10 protein-coding genes and 1 pseudogene are annotated in these 13,159 nt (G+C 72.4%); 4 read left to right on the plus strand and 7 right to left on the minus strand.

The window, feature by feature from the left end:
* The first annotated feature begins 314 nt into the window (after positions 1-314).
* On the plus strand, positions 315-2,381 hold the full coding sequence (locus ACGF3H_RS07145; RefSeq protein WP_362492804.1) for a SpoIIE family protein phosphatase: 2,067 nt from the start codon (positions 315-317) through the stop codon (positions 2,379-2,381).
* Between the two features lie 198 nt (positions 2,382-2,579).
* On the plus strand, positions 2,580-3,866 hold the full coding sequence (locus tag ACGF3H_RS07150) for a phosphatase PAP2 family protein (protein ID WP_362492921.1): 1,287 nt from the start codon (positions 2,580-2,582) through the stop codon (positions 3,864-3,866).
* 12 nt (positions 3,867-3,878) lie between these two features.
* On the opposite strand, the pseudogene ACGF3H_RS07155 reads toward ACGF3H_RS07150, so the two are convergent.
* Positions 3,879-4,163: pseudogene (locus ACGF3H_RS07155) on the minus strand (SDR family oxidoreductase); the annotation flags it as partial.
* 56 nt (positions 4,164-4,219) lie between these two features.
* On the opposite strand from ACGF3H_RS07155, the gene ACGF3H_RS07160 reads away from it, so the two are divergent.
* Positions 4,220-4,771, plus strand: a complete 552-nt coding sequence (locus ACGF3H_RS07160) for a DUF488 domain-containing protein (protein ID WP_362492801.1) — start codon at positions 4,220-4,222, stop codon at positions 4,769-4,771.
* Here the strand turns inward: ACGF3H_RS07160 and ACGF3H_RS07165 are convergent.
* The 4 genes from ACGF3H_RS07165 to ACGF3H_RS07180 form a co-directional block, all read right to left on the minus strand.
* Positions 4,766-5,146 carry a DUF488 domain-containing protein gene (locus tag ACGF3H_RS07165; protein WP_362492798.1) on the minus strand — a complete coding sequence of 127 codons (381 nt, stop codon included), beginning with the start codon at positions 5,144-5,146 and terminating at the stop codon, positions 4,766-4,768. The two genes, ACGF3H_RS07160 and ACGF3H_RS07165, sit on opposite strands and share 6 nt — an antisense overlap.
* A 271-nt stretch (positions 5,147-5,417) precedes the next feature.
* Positions 5,418-6,899, minus strand: coding sequence for a DHA2 family efflux MFS transporter permease subunit (locus ACGF3H_RS07170; RefSeq protein ID WP_362492795.1), 1,482 nt, complete (start codon positions 6,897-6,899; stop codon positions 5,418-5,420).
* Positions 6,900-7,269: 370 nt separating this feature from the next.
* A complete protein-coding gene (locus tag ACGF3H_RS07175; RefSeq protein ID WP_362492792.1) occupies positions 7,270-8,799 on the minus strand; it encodes a protein kinase in 1,530 nt (509 codons plus the stop codon).
* A 279-nt stretch (positions 8,800-9,078) separates the two neighbouring features.
* Positions 9,079-9,624, minus strand: a complete 546-nt coding sequence (locus ACGF3H_RS07180) for a GreA/GreB family elongation factor (protein ID WP_362492917.1) — start codon at positions 9,622-9,624, stop codon at positions 9,079-9,081.
* A 308-nt stretch (positions 9,625-9,932) separates the two neighbouring features.
* Here ACGF3H_RS07180 and ACGF3H_RS07185 point away from each other — a divergent pair, with 308 nt between their 5' ends.
* The gene (locus tag ACGF3H_RS07185) at positions 9,933-10,127 is read left to right on the plus strand and encodes a hypothetical protein (protein ID WP_362492790.1); all 195 of its coding nucleotides are present in this window, start codon (positions 9,933-9,935) and stop codon (positions 10,125-10,127) included.
* A 5-nt stretch (positions 10,128-10,132) separates the two neighbouring features.
* On the opposite strand, the gene ACGF3H_RS07190 is transcribed toward ACGF3H_RS07185, so the two are convergent.
* Together ACGF3H_RS07190 and ACGF3H_RS07195 are read right to left on the minus strand one after the other, a co-directional pair.
* On the minus strand, positions 10,133-11,512 hold the full coding sequence (locus tag ACGF3H_RS07190) for a cellulose binding domain-containing protein (protein WP_362492914.1): 1,380 nt from the start codon (positions 11,510-11,512) through the stop codon (positions 10,133-10,135).
* 65 nt (positions 11,513-11,577) lie between these two features.
* Positions 11,578-13,158 carry a beta-N-acetylhexosaminidase gene (locus ACGF3H_RS07195; RefSeq protein ID WP_362492787.1) on the minus strand — a complete coding sequence of 527 codons (1,581 nt, stop codon included), beginning with the start codon at positions 13,156-13,158 and terminating at the stop codon, positions 11,578-11,580.
* Position 13,159: the final 1 nt, after the last annotated feature.

Here is a 13,159-nt window from a genome sequence, read left to right on the forward strand (position 1 = left end):
GGCGCTGACGGACATGGCTCCTCCTGGGTCGGGGCGTCGGGGACGACGACGCTGTTCCACCCGATCATGGACCCGATGCGGCGAGCGGGCGGACACCGGCCCGCCGCCCACCGGGCACGGTCGCAGTCGCAGTCGCGGGAGCGGAACGGGCCGCGGCGACCGGATGCCGGGGCGGCGGGCAGGGCGTAGTGTCCGCGTATGGGCGATGTTCGGTCCGGCCGACGGGCCGGGGTGAGCGGGCCGGGAACCCGGGGGCGACGGCTGCGGACCGGTGCGGCGGGGCCGGCCCGGGCGTGTGCCGGGGCGGGCGGCTGATGGACGCCGCGATGGCCGCCGTGGTGCGGGAGTGCGGGGCGTTCGGCGGGCTGCTGTACGTGCTTCCGCCCGGCGGTGACGCGTTGTGGCTGGTCCTGGTGGCGGGGGTGCCGCAGGAGATCGCGACTCCGTGGCGACGCGTGGCGCTGACCGATCCCATGCCGGTGGCGGACGCCGTGCGCGAGCGGCGCCTGATCTGGGTCGGCGGCCAGGAGGAGATGGCGCGCCGGTATCCGCGGCCCGCGCTCGTCCTGCCGTACGAGTTCGCACTCGCGGCCGCCCCGGTCGTCTCGGACACCGCGAAGCTGCGGGGCGGGCTGGTGCTGATGTGGGCCGGGGGCCGTCCGGACCGGCTGAGTCAGGACGAGCGCGACGCGCTCGACAGCGGCTGCCGCCGGCTGGGCGGCCTGATGGAACGAGCGGCGGAGCGCGGCGACCCGCTGTTGCCGGCGGAGCGGCCGCGGATGCTGCCGCCGCCGTCGGGCCGCCTCGTTCCCCCCGACGAGGCGAGGGAGGTCTCGGCGTTCGTCGACCGCCTGCCCGGGGGGTCCTGCGCGCTGGACACGAACGGCCGCATCACCTTCATGACCCCGGCCGCAGCGGGCCTCGTCGGCCGTGACGCGGCCGAGCTGCTCGGCACGCTGCCCTGGGAGTCGCTGCCGTGGATGGACGTTCCCCAGGTCGAGGACCGCTACCGGGCCGCCGTGGTGAGCCGGCGGCCCCAGGCGTTCACGGTGCTGCGGCCCCCGGACGTGTGGCTGTCCTTCGAGCTGTACCCGGACTCGTCCGGCGTCAGTGTGCGCATCACGCGCGGCGACCCCGACGGGGACGCGCCCGAGTCCCCGTCCGTGCCGGCCGCCGGTCCCAGCCGCGCCACCGTGCTCTACCACCTGATGCACCTGGCGGCCACCCTCACCGAGGCCGTCGGTGTCCAGGACGTGGTGGAGCAGACGGCGGACCAGCTGCTGCCCGCTCTCGGCGCGCGGGCCATGGCGCTGATGGCGGCCGAGGACGGCCGTCTGAAGATCCTCGGCCACCGGGGCTACTCCGACGAGGTCATCGGCCGATTCGACGCCGTCCCGCTGAGCTCGGACATCCCCGGCAGCGAGGTCCTGACCACCGGCGTACCGGGTTTCTTCCCGACCTTCGCCGATCTCCGGCGCGAGTACCCGTCCACCGTCCACGAGGACGGGATGGCGTCGTGGGCCTTTCTGCCGCTGATCGCGTCCGGCCGCCCCATCGGTTCGATCCTCCTCGCCTACGACCGTCCCCGCGGCTTCCCGCCCGGCGAGCGCGCCGTCCTCACCTCGCTGGCCGGTCTGGTCGGGCAGGCCCTGGACCGTGCCCGTCTCTACGACGCCAAGGACCACCTCGCCCACCGCCTGCAGTCCGCGCTCCTGCCGCACACGCTGCCCCGGATCCCCGGGCTGCAGGTCGCCGCCCGCTATCTCCCGGCGGCCCGGGGCCTGGGCATCGGCGGCGACTTCTACGACCTCATCCGCCTGGACGCGCACACCGCCGGCGCCGCCATCGGCGACGTGCAGGGACACAACGTGGACGCCGCGGCCCTCATGGGGCAGGTCCGCACCGCCGTGCACGCCCACGCCACGGTGGGAGCCTCCCCGGCCGACGTCCTGGCGCGTACCAACCGGCTGCTCACCGACCTCGACCCCGATCTGTTCACGAGCTGCGTCTACGTGCACCTCGACCTCGCCGCCCGTCGCGCGTGCCTGGCCACCGCCGGCCACCCGCGTCCCCTGCTGCGCCATGCCGACGGACGCACCGAACTCCTCCGGGTGACTCCGGGCCTGCTGCTGGGCATCGAACCCGACACGGTCTACCCGGCCCTGGAGGTCCCGCTGCCGCGCGGGTCCGTGCTCGCCCTCTACACCGACGGGCTCGTGGAGGCTCCCGGTGTGGACCTCGACGACGCGACCGCCGCCCTCGCCGGGCTGCTGGAACACGCGGACCCGTCGGACCTCGACGCCATGGCGGACACCCTCATCCGGCACTCGCCCACGCCGGGCGACGACATCGCCCTGCTCCTCATCCGCCTCGGCGACTGAGCTGCTCCCCTCGCGCGCAGCGGCACTCCCCTCTCCCAGGGCGCTCACAGCGTGCCGCTAGCATGTTCGAGCTCACGACGATCTCCCTGGTCGTCGGCTCTTCACCGGAAAAGCATGCCGAACCGAAATACACCCTCCCGAATACCCCGGCGGACAGACCGCGTTCCCGTGTTCGCCGCGTGGCTCCGGCCACGGGCGGTGCTGTGGGCCACAGCGGGTGTGGCGACCCTCGGGTTCCTCGTGGCACTGGAATGCGCCGCGCGCCACTACGGCCTGCCGGGGCCGATCACCCACCAGGCCCGGGAGGTGATCTTCACCCCGGCGTCGGGGCCGCTGCTGTACGGCGGGCTGGCGTTGACGATGGTGGTGCTCACCTGGCGGCAACGGCTTCTCGCGTTCTCCGTCGCGGTCGCCGTCGACGTCGTCTTCGCGCTGGTGCGGTGGACGGCCGGCGCCGACATGGAGTTCGGCAACGGCGCCCTGTGGGTGATCCTGGGTGTCGCGGTCGTCGCGGTCACGCGCCGTACCGGCCCCGAACGCCTGCTGCTCCTGAAGGGCGTCGGACTGGGTCTGCTGCTGGTCGCCGGTCACAAGACGGGCGACACCTGGCTGCTCATCACGTCGAAGACCCGGCCGACGGTGCTCGACCAGTACGTGGCGACCGCGGACCACGCGCTGGGCAACCCGTCGTGGCTGGTCGGCCGGATCGTCGAGGCCGGCCAGCCGTTCAGCGGCCACGCCCTGCACCTGGTCTACGGTCAGCTTCCGCTGGCGGCGGCCCTCGTCGGGCTCCACCAGTTGCGTCACGTGGCGGTCGAGCGCCGCTTCCCGCGCCATCACCTGGTGCGCACGTTCCTCGTGATCGGCCTGCTCGGGCCGGCCGTCTACATGATCTTCCCGGTCGTCGGGCCGGTCTTCGCCTTCGGCCCGGAGGGCGGCTCCTGGGCCGCGGCCGACCTGTGGCCCGGCACGCTGCCGCCGGTCACCGCCCCGCACGCCTTCCCGTTCGACGCGGTCACGCCGCGCAACTGCATGCCCAGTCTGCACACGGCATGGGCCACCACGCTGTTCATCCACTCCCGTCGGGGCTCTCGCGCTCTCAGGTGGGCAGGAACGTTTTGGCTCGTCGCCACCCTCACCGCGACGCTGGGCTTCGGCTACCACTACGGGGCGGACCTCGTCGCCGGCGTGGTGTTCGCGCTGACGGTGGAGGCGGCGATGCGCTCGCTGGCACGCGGCTGGGACCGTCCGGCCACCCTGCTGGTCACCCACGGCACGTCGGTCTTCGTCCTGCTGCTGGTGTCGTACCGCTTCCTGCCCGTGGAGATGGCCGCGCGTCCGTGGCTGTTCGGGCCGCTGCTCCTCTTGGCCATGGCCTCGGTGATCCACGGCTACGTGCGGACGACCCGGCTGTGGGACCCGAAGGCCGCGCCGGTACCGGCCCCGGTCGCCCACCCGGCGGAAGCGCGGCCCGAGCTGGTGTGAGGCGGTGCCCTGCCGGCCCATGACGTACTTCACCGTCGGGCCGGTGGTCCGGCCTCCGTCCACCGCCGGCTCCGCACCGGTGACGTACGAGGCGGCGTCCGAGAGCAGGACGACCACTTCGCCGGCGACCTCGTCGGCCTCACCGGCCCGGCCCATCGGGGTGTTGGGGTATCTGCCCTCGCCGCGCTCGCTCCCCACGGCCGCGGTCATCGGCGTGTACGTCATGCCGGGGTGGACGGAGTCGACGCGGATCCCCGCCGTGCCGAGCTCCACCGCGCCGATCTTCGTGACCCCCGCCGCGCCGCCGGACTGCCTCCCTGCGGGGAGGCCGGGCACGGAGGCACCATCGACCTATGACGAACCGCGTGTGCACCGTGGGGCATTCGACCCGCGACTTCGACGAGGTGCTGACGATGCTGCGGAACAACGAGGTGACCGACCTGGTCGATGTCCGCTCCTTCCCCTCGTCCCGCACGTTCCCGCAGTGGAACCAGTCCGCGATCGAGGAGGCGCTCCCGTCCGACATCGCCTACCGGCGGATTCCGCGGCTGGGCGGTCGACGGCACACCCCGAAGGGCGTGCCGAGCGAGAACGGCGCGTGGCGGGTCAAGGCGTTCCGGGACTACGCCGACTACATGGCGAGCGACGAGTTCACGGAGGGGCTGGACGAGCTGCTCGGCCTCGCCGCGCGCGGACGGCCGGCCATCATGTGCAGTGAGGCGGTGCCCTGGCGCTGCCATCGCAGGCTGATCACCGACGCCCTGATCGTCGCCGGCGTGGAGGTCGCGCACATCATGTCCGCCACGACGACGAAACCCGCCGCCCTGAACCCGCACGCACAGGTCCGGAACGGACACCTGACGTACCCGCCGCCCGGCGAGGGCGAGTCGGACGACGCGTCATGAGTTGTGCCGCGCGGCCTTGCCGTCGTTCAGCCACTGGGCCAGCACGGCGGCCTCACTGCGGTCCGCGTCCTTCGTGGCCGTCAGCAGCGTGACCGTGCCGTGGGCCGCCAGGCCGCGCAGCTCCTGGACGGCCTGCCGGTGCTCCGGGTCGTCCAGCTCCGCGACGTAGCGGCGGCGGAACTCGGCGAAGCGTTCGGGGTCGTGGTGGTACCAGCGGCGCAGACCGGTCGAGGGCGCGACGTCCTTCAGCCAGGTGTCCAGGTGCGCCGCCTCCTTGCTCACCCCGCGCGGCCACAAGCGGTCCACGAGCACTCGCTTGCCGTCCTGCGGCGACGGCTCCTCGTAGACCCTGCGACAGGCGAACCGCCCGGCCATGAGTGTCCTCCCTACCGGTCGCCGGAGATCGGGGCCCGGTGTGGCACCTCGGCAGGCGCAGGGGAAACAACCGGGCCACGGGCCACCTGACATTTTAGCCGGGTACGCACCGAAATGTCCTGGAGTCACGTCCGTGCGGGGCCGCCCGTGCCGTGAGACCGGCCGGGTCGGTGTCCGTCGCGTCGAGTGCCACTCCCCCGGTGGGCTGCCCGGTGCCCACCCGTGGCCGGGACGCAGCCGAGGTCGGCTGCGTCCCGGCCACGGGCTCGGATCAGTGCCCCATCATGGCGGAGGGGTCCGCGGCCTTGACCTTCTTGCGAGGCAGCAGCGCGGCGGGGACGAGACACACGGCGACGAGGACGGTCGCCACCAGGAACACCGAGGCGAACGCGTCACCCATCTGGGAACGCACCTCGGCCGGAGAGGTCGCGCTGACGTCCTTGAGCCCGTTGGTGAGGAGCACCGAGAACAGAGCCGTGCCGATCGAGGCCGCCACCTGCTGGACGATGTTCATCAGGGTCGATCCCCGGGCGACCGTGTGGTCCTTCAGGGTGGCCAGGGCCGACGCCATGATCGGCATCATCGAGGCACCCATTCCGAGACCCATCACGAAGAGCGCGCTGATCACGTACGCATAGGAAGTGTCGGCGGTGAGCTGCGTGAACATGCCCATGCCGACGGTGATCACCGCGATGCCGGTCAGCACGATCTTGCCGGGGCCGATACGGTCGGCGAGCATCCCGGCGATCGGCATGGTGATCATCGCGCCGATGCCCTGCGGGGCGAGGAGCACGCCGGAGTCCAGGGCCGATTCCCCGCGCACCTGCTGGAAGTAGAGCGGGAACAGCAGACTGGCGCCGAAGAACGCCATGGCGAACAGGGACATCGCGATCACGGCGATGCTCAGGTCCCGGTTGAGGAACAGCCGCAGATCGATCAGCGGGTGGATGTTCCGCCGCTGCAGCGCCCACGGGACGAACGCGCCGATGAGAACCAGACCGATGACCGCGGGCACGAGGACCTTGCCGGCCCAGACGGTGCCGGTCTCCGGGATGGACGAGACGCCGTACAGGAAGGTCGCCAGCCCCGGGGACAGCATCAGCATGCCCGGCCAGTCGAAGGTCTCGGAGGGCTCCACACGGTCCTTGGGCAGGACCATGGCGGCGTAGACGAGAGCGATGACACCGATCGGCAGGTTGATCAGGAAGATCCAGTGCCAGGAGGCCACGTCGATCAGCCAACCGCCCAGGATGGGGCCGAAGATCGGGCCGAGCAGCATGGGGATACCGAGTACGGCCATCACCCGGCCGACCCTTTCGGGGCCCGCGGCGCGCGTCAGGATCGTCATGCCGAGCGGCATCAGCATGCCGCCGCCCAGGCCCTGGACGACCCGGAACGCGACCAGCATCTCGAGGGACGTGGCGGCCGCGCACAGCGCGGAACCGGCCGCGAACAGGATGATCGCGAGCAGGTAGAGCCGTTTGGTGCCGAACCTGTCGGAGGCCCAGCCGGTGAGCGGGATGACACTCGCCAACGCCAGCGTGTAGCCGGTCATCGTCCAGGCCACCTGGGCCGAGGTCGCGTCGAACTCCTTCTGGAACGTCTGCAGCCCGACCGAGACCACCGTGATGTCCAGGATCGACATGATCCCGCCGAGCACGATCACGCCGGCCACGAGGAGGACGCTGCCGTCGATCTTGTCGCGAGATCTGCCCTCGGGTGGGCTGGGCTCGGTCCGTTGCGACGTGGTCATTGCTCAACCCTTCGAAAGAATGACGGAACCGCCCCAGTCCCCTGACCTGCGCACCGCTCGCACCTCCGGCACAGCGGCGACCGTGCCGCGCTCCGGCGAAGGTGAAGAAAGGTTCCCCCGATCAACGGAAGGTGCGGGATGCAGGCGATCCGTTGTGGAACACGAATGTACCAGTGCTGGTGCGCCAGTTCGGTGCAATTAAATGACCGGTAAGTGGACAAGCGTGGCCGCATGGCGGTCGCGATCCCCGACGCTGCCACAGCGTCGCCCGCCCGACGGGGGAGAGTGGTCTGCGCCTGCTCGCCCCCCCTCGCCGCCACCGGGGCCGGCGCACCCGCGACACAGCACTTCGCCGGCCGAGCGCGTCCGGTCAGCGTTCTTCGGTAGCGCTTTCGGACACTTCCTCCTGCTCCTTCTCGGGCTTCTCGGGCTTCTCTTCCTTCTCCGCCTTTTCGTCCTTCTCGTCCTTCTCGTCCCTCTCCTCCGCGTTCTCCGTCCCCTTCGCCTTCTCCGTCTTCTTCGCCTTCTTCGCCCGGCCGGGAGGGCGGGGGGTGTCGGGCGCCGTGGTGCCCTTCGTCGCAGGGGCGGGCGGGTCCGTGGCTCGTGGCGCCCCCGGCGCCGTCGTGTCCGCGGCGGCAGCGCGTGAAGCCGCGTCGACGCCGGGTTCGCGGTCCGGTCCGTGTGAGGCGGGGCGGAGGTCGTCGCCGGAAGGCGGGCCGGCGGAGGCGCCGCCGTCGGACGACTGCGCCGGGGCGGAGGATGCGGGCGGGTGGGACCGTGCGGCGCCGCTGGGAGAGCCCGAGCTCTCCGGGGCGGCGCTCGTGACGTCGGGTCGGGTTCGGGACTCGCCCTGGGACGCGGAGTCATCGGTGGCGACGAAGGCGGTGGCCATGACCGCGGCAAGTGCGACGGTCGCGCCGGCCACGAGGGGGCGACCGCGCGTGACGGGGCGCCGGGCGGTCCGCCCCCCGCCGGACGACTCGTCGCGGTGGGTCCGGTCAGCCGTCTGTGAGGCTCCCTGGTCGGCGACCAGACTCGTGACGAGCGCCGAGGGGCCGGTTTCCGGGGTGGTCCCCTCGACCGATCCCGCCAGGATGCGGGCGCAGTCGTGGGCTGTCGGACGGTTCAGCTCGTCCAGATCCGTCATCCTCTTCAGCACGTCCGCCAGTTGATCCGGCACGTGTTCAGGCAGGACGGGCGGGCGGTGCAGTCGTGCGATCGCGGCTTCCAGAGGGCCGCCGTCGTACTCGAGCCTGCCGGTGAGGCATTCGAGGAGGACGAGGCCGAGCGCGTAGACGTCGGCGGGACGGCCGACGGGCCGGCCGAGGACCTGCTCGGGCGAGAGGTAGGCGGGCGTCCCGGTGAGGGCGCCGGTGGCCGTGCGGGTGGTGGCGTCCAGGAGCCGGGAGATGCCGAAGTCGGTCAAGTAGGGGCGGTGGGAAGCGTCCAGGAGGATGTTGGACGGTTTGACGTCCCGGTGGACGATCCCCTCGTCGTGGGCGTGAGCCAGCGCCTGGGCGAGGCCGGCACCGAGTTCCGCGGTCGCCGCGGGAGACAGGGGGGCCGTGGCGATGCGGTGCTTCAGCGTGCTGCCCTCGATCAGTTGCATGACCAGGAAGACACGTCCGTCGTGCCGGCCCGCGTCGTAGGCGGTGACGAGTCCGGGGTGGTTCAGCCGGGCCAGGATCACGGCTTCGCTGTGCGCGCCGTCCCCGAGGTCGGCACCGGCTTCGGGCCGGAAGACCTTGACCGCCACCGGTCGCCGCAACCGCAGGTCGAACCCGCGATGGACGTCGGCGGCCCCGCCCGATCCGAGGAGACCGTCGATTCGGTAACGGCCGCTCAACACCTGGGCGGGGCATCGGGACACCATGACCCGGGCCGACTCACGCAACCTCATTCCCTCTCCCACCGCATCGAGGCCGGACACCCGGTGAGCCATGGCCGGCGCACCGCTGGGCTCAGGTACCCAGGGAGAAGCGGCGTATCCCGCGTCGACGTCGATGTGGCGGCGCAGCCGGGGCGAGGCCCACACTCGTCGCGCGCTGAACCCGGCATGCCTGCCCGTTCGCCGCGGGGGCCCGTGCAGCCGGGCGAGCAGGCGGTAGGCACGCGCAGCAGCCGGGCCAGGCCGCGGCGGGGGCGGTGTCCGTCGCCGCAGGACGCCGACGTCGACCGGTCACCCGCCGGTCGTACCCGACGGGCCGTTGCCGCGTCCCGGGGAGACGACAGCGGCGGTCGCGCGTCCTTCCGGTGTGTCGTATGTGACCGTGTCGCCGGGGCGGCGGCCGAGGAGGGCGCACCCGAGAGGGCTGTCCGCCGTGACCAGGTCCCGGTCCGGGGCCTCGGCACGCCCGCCGATCTCCACGGTCCGCTCCGTGCCGTCGCCGTACCGCACCGTGACCGAGCTGCCGACGCCCACCCTGTCGGCCGGGGGCGGGCCCGCGTCCTCCGCCTGGGTGAGGCGGGTGGTGATGTCCGCGATGCGGGAGTCCAGCCGCTGGAGCGCGTCGGCGCGCTGCAGTTCGTCGGCCGCGTCGGCGCGGTCCCCCACGTCCGCGTCGGAGTCCCGCAGCGTCGCCGCGCCCTTGCCGCGTTCGGCCTGCAGGGTGGCGCGTTCCTGTTCCAGGGCATGGCCGGCGTCGGCGCTGATGGGTGCGGGTTCGTGCCCGGCATCGCCTCGAGTCGCGGCTCCGGGTGTCGTGTGGAACGGTGGGGACGGCAGCGCTCGCAACGCAGCCACCTGCACCGGAAGGAGGGCGACATGTCTTCGAAGCGACGTCGGAAGAAGAAGGCGCGCCGCAAGCACGCCGCCAACCACGGGAGGCGGCCCCAGTCCTGAGGACCGCGGCGATCGGACACGAGCAGCGGGCGGAACGGCGGGCAGGCGTGGCCTCCCGCCGTCCCTCGCGACCGGGAGACGGAGTCCGGAGCAGGTGGGCCGTGCACAGCGTCGAGGAAACGATCGAGGTTTCGGTACCGATGCGTACCGCGTACCACCAGTGAACCCAGTTCAAGACGTTCCCGCGGTTCATGCCGTGGGTGCGGCGGGTCGATCAGGTCCGGCCCACCGTGCTCGTGCGGGTCGGACTCCGGAATCTCAAGCAGTTCATCGAAGCGCTCGGGAAAGAGTGCGGGGCCTGGCGCGGAGTCGTCCGCAACGGTCACGTCCGGCTCCTGGAACCGGAACCGCCCAGGAGCCGGGTGCCCGACTGGCCCGTCGGCTGATCACCTCACTGCGAGGGGACCGTGTCCTCGAAGGCGGTGCCCGCGCCGCGGTAGGCGGCCACCTTGGCGGCCACCTGCGCGGGGGTCAGCACCTGGTCCTTCACGTGCAGCACGTAGTCGACCTGCTGGTCGTACGCGCGCGGGCCGGTGCTCGTCTGGCCCGCCAGGTCGATCAGCCACTGGTTGAAGTTGATCGACATGGGCCGCTCCGGCAGATACGCGGCGTCGTGCGTGCCGAACAGCTGCCCGTCGACGTAGTAGCGGATCGAGCTGTTGTCGATCGTGACGATCAGGTCGTGCCATCCCGCGTAGCTCTGCCGGCTCTCCGTGTGCTGGTTCACGGCCTGCCACGGGTCCGGGTCATAGGTCTCCCATGACGTCGTGTAGAGGATGTTCGACGCCTCGCCCCAGCCGCCGTTGGGCAGGTACTCGAAGTCGTACTCGGCGTAGTCGTCGGCCATCGGCGCCTTGAGGTCGTTGATGGTGAAGAACGTCTGCACCAGGTGGTCCCCGTCCGGGCCGCTCTTCGGCGCGTCGGCGAACCTGACGCGCGCCGCGTACGTGCCGTTGCGGAACTTCGTGGCCTTGGTGAGCACTTCGGTCTGCTCGGTGCTCGCCCCGGTGCCGGACGTCGAGGTCTCCAGGTTCATCACGGTGTTGCCGCCGGAGGACGAGAAGGTCACGTTCTCCGGCGCCCAGGTCGCGCCGGGCACCCCGGGGCCGCCGGGGTTGGAGCGTACGTTCCAGCCGTGGGCCGAGACGGCCGGGTCGTCGTACTTCGTGTAGCTGAAGTCGTCGAAGAGCGTCGCGCCGCTCCCCGGCGGGTCGGTGGGATCCGTCGGGTCGGTGGGATCGGTCGGGTCGGTCGGATCGTTGCCCTCGGGGGCGGTGCCCCAGACCGTCGCCCCGTCCAGTTGGGCGGTGACCTTCGCCCAGCTCGCGTACGCGCTCTGGGCCGCGCCGAAGGAGTAGTCGTCGGTCTGGTTCAGCGACTGCCAGTCGGCGCGGTGGAAGCGGAGCTGGAGGTCGCCGCTGTCGGCGCCGGGGGCGAGGGAGCCCGCGCCGGAGGTGAAGCCGATCTCCAGGTAGCGGTCGGCGGTGGCGGTCGGGTGGGCGAGGGCACCGAAGGTGCCGGTGACATTGGCACAGCCGCGCACCGCCCAGGAGCAGGCGAAACGGTAGCCGGCACTCGCCGAGTCGGCCTTGAAGTAGTAGCGCAGCTTCACGCCGCTGAGCGCCACGGGGGACGTGCCGGTGTTCTTCACCTTCAGCCACGGTTCGGCCTGGTCGCTGCCGGTGGATCCGGTGTGGTACTGCACCGACACGGCGCCCGAGGCGGCGCCGGCCTCGGCGACGGGCAGCGCGGCGAGGGACGCGGAGCCCATCAGGGCGACGAGGGCACAGCGGGCCGCCCTGGTGAGCGCCCTGCGGGAGGTCGTTCGCACGGGATTCATCTCGATTCCTCTCCGGAACGGTGGGGGACGGAACTGCGAGGGACGGGGACGTACGGATCGAACGGCCCGTGCCGCACACCGAGGGCGGCGAGCCTGGTGCCGTGCGCGACGAGGCGTGCACGGGCCTGCGGCCAGGGCGAGGCGCCGTGCCACGCCCGGTCGGCGAGGGCGGCGAGCCGGGGAAAGGCCAGGTAGTCGACGTGGTCCGCGGTGGGCGCGAACTCGGTCCACAACTGGGCCTGCACCCCGAGGAGTTCGCCTCGCAGGGAGGGATCGTCGGGTGGGTCGTGGTCGTGGACGGTCCGCAGTCCGACGACGGTGCCGGGCTGGGCCGGCGGTTCGGCCGGGGAGGCGGACTGGGCGTAGTCGAGATAGGTGGCCCCGTGGTGGCTGCTGACGACCCGGTGGCCGCGTTCGAGCGCGGTCCGGACGTGTTCCGGGTCCCGCCAGGTCATGACCGTGAAGTCCGGCGGCAGCCCCTCCCCCGTCTCCGCCCACGCGACGGGGGTCCGGCCGCGCTCCAGCAGATGGGCACCGACCCGGCCGAGGAACCAGCTGCGCAGGTCCCCCGCGCCGGACAGGCCTTCCGCCGCGACGCGTGCCCGTGCCTCGGGGCTCGCGGCCCATTCGGTCGTCGGGCATTCGTCGCCGCCGACGTGGACGTGCGGGGAGGGGAAGAGGTCCAGGACCGTGTCGAGGACGGTGCGGCAGAAGTCGAGGACGGGCTCGTGGACGCCGAAGACCGTGTCGCACACGCCCCAGCGGGTCCACACGTCGAGCCGGCGGCCCGGGACGGTGCCGAGTTCCGGATAGGCGGCGAGGGCTGCCCGGGCGTGTCCGGGCATCTCCACCTCGGGCACCACGGTGACGCCACGTGCGGCGGCGTAGGCGACGAGATCCCGCAACTGCCGCTCCGTGTAGGACCCTTCGTGCGGCACCCCGTCGAAGACGTCGGACCCGGCGGGGCCCACCATCGACTGCGCACGCCGTCCGCCCACCTCGGTCAGCAGGGGGTAGTCGGCGACCGGAAGCCGCCACCCCTGGTCGTCGGTGAGGTGCAGGTGCAGCACGTTGAGCTTGTGCAGGGCGAGCAGGTCGACGTAGCGGCGCAGGAACGGCGCGGGCTGGAAGTGGCGTGCCACGTCGAGCATGAAGCCACGCCAGGCACGGCGCGGCACATCCGTGATCTCGGCGCAGGGCATCCGCCAGGGCACGCCTGGCCGGGCCCGTCCCGCCAGGGCCTCGGCGGGGAGCAACTGTCGGATCGTCTGGATGCCGCGCAGCAGCCCGGTGAGGCGGGCGGCCCGCAGGAGCACGGCGTCGGGCGAGACCGTCAGGCCGTAGCCCTCCGCGCCGAGACCGACGAGCCCGGGGTCGAGTGCGAGGAGGACCCGCCCGTCGGGAGCGGGGCGCAGCCGGAGTCCCGTGGCGGGTGCGAGGAGGGTGCGCAGCAGGGTGGCGGCGGGCTCGGCGCCGGGCGTGACGCGGACCGTGGTGTCCGGGGTGAAGGTGAAGTGGCCCGGGCGGTGGGTGTGCTGGGTGGGCGCGGGCACGAGGGCGGGACGGGACGCGGGCACG

The organism is Streptomyces sp. NPDC048185 (genome assembly GCF_043202495.1).
Classification (GTDB): Bacteria; Actinomycetota; Actinomycetes; order Streptomycetales; family Streptomycetaceae; genus Streptomyces.